At 70.4% G+C, this 1,134-nt stretch carries 2 protein-coding genes; both read left to right on the top strand.

The features are described from left to right. The first annotated feature begins 207 nt into the window (after window positions 1-207). Complete coding sequence (locus tag A6302_RS26385) at window positions 208-597, top strand: hypothetical protein (protein ID WP_425349189.1); 390 nt, start codon at window positions 208-210, stop codon at window positions 595-597. Further along, the gene (locus A6302_RS26390; RefSeq protein WP_425349190.1) at window positions 540-1,031 is read left to right on the top strand and encodes a tetratricopeptide repeat protein; all 492 of its coding nucleotides are present in this window, start codon (window positions 540-542) and stop codon (window positions 1,029-1,031) included. The genes A6302_RS26385 and A6302_RS26390 overlap by 58 nt, the downstream gene beginning before the upstream one ends. Window positions 1,032-1,134: the final 103 nt, after the last annotated feature.

A 1,134-nucleotide genomic window follows, 5' to 3' on the forward strand; every position in this document is an offset into this window, starting at 1 on the left:
GGCGGTCGGCGCGGATGATGGACCGGCGATGTTCGCGAAGCAACGGGGCGATGCAACGGGGCGAAGATGGGGCGGCGGCACAGCGAGGACCGGCGAGGCCCGAGGCCGGTTAACCGACCGTTAGGGTTAACGGACTACGAATGAGGGACGAAAAGCCCTTGCGACCCCAGTCGCGACACCCGTCGTTCCGGCCCCGGAGCCCTGCCCATGCGCCGCCCGTCGATCCCCTCCCCGCGTTCGCCGCGCCTTCGTGCGCTCGCCCTCCTGCTGCCGCTTGCGGCGGCGACGGCGCTGGCCGGCTGCGCCACCCAGGGCCAGGCGATCGGCACCCATGGCGGGGCCTCGGTCACCTCCTCGGCCGGTCTCTCGCCGGCGCAGATCAACCAGGCCGCCCGCGCCTGGGGCCAGCGCTACGACAAGAACCCGGACGACCGCACCACCATCCTCAACTATGCCGCCGCCCTGCGGCTGGACGGACGGGTGGACCAGGCAGTCGCCGTGCTCGAAAAGGGCATGATCAAGTTCAAGACGACCGCGCCATGTCGGCCTCCTACGGCAAGGCGCTGGCGGCCAACGGCAGCTTCCAGCAGGCGCTGACGGTGATCCGCGGCGCCCAGCGCGCCGACCGCCCCGACTGGGCGCTGCTCTCGGCCGAAGGCGCGATCCTCGACCAGATCGGCCAGGGCGACGCCGCCCGCCGGATCTACCTGCGCGCGCTGTCGATCGTGCCCGACGAGCCGTCGGTGCTGAACAACCTCGGCCTCAGCTACCTTCTGGCCGGCGATCTCGACAATTCCGAACTGACCCTGCGCCGCGCCGCCAGCCAACCGAAGGCAACCAGCCGCATCCGCCAGAACCTCGCCCTCGTGCTCGGCCTGCAGGGCAAATACGGCGAGGCCGAAGCCGTGGCCCGCAACGAGCTCGACCCCGAGCAGGCCGCCGCCAACATCGCCTACCTGAAATCGATGATGTCCCAGGTCGACCGCTGGAAGGAACTCGCCGACGGCGAGAAGAAGACCAAGCGGGGGTGAGGGGCGCGGAGGCCGGAGGTCGCGGGCGCCAAAGCCGACACCCTCAATATGCGATGCCGCAACCCGCAGGGTCCCGGCGGGTTTTCTTGCGAGCAACCCGAAA

It is taken from the genome of Methylobrevis pamukkalensis, assembly GCF_001720135.1.
Taxonomy (GTDB): domain Bacteria; phylum Pseudomonadota; class Alphaproteobacteria; order Rhizobiales; family Pleomorphomonadaceae; genus Methylobrevis; species Methylobrevis pamukkalensis.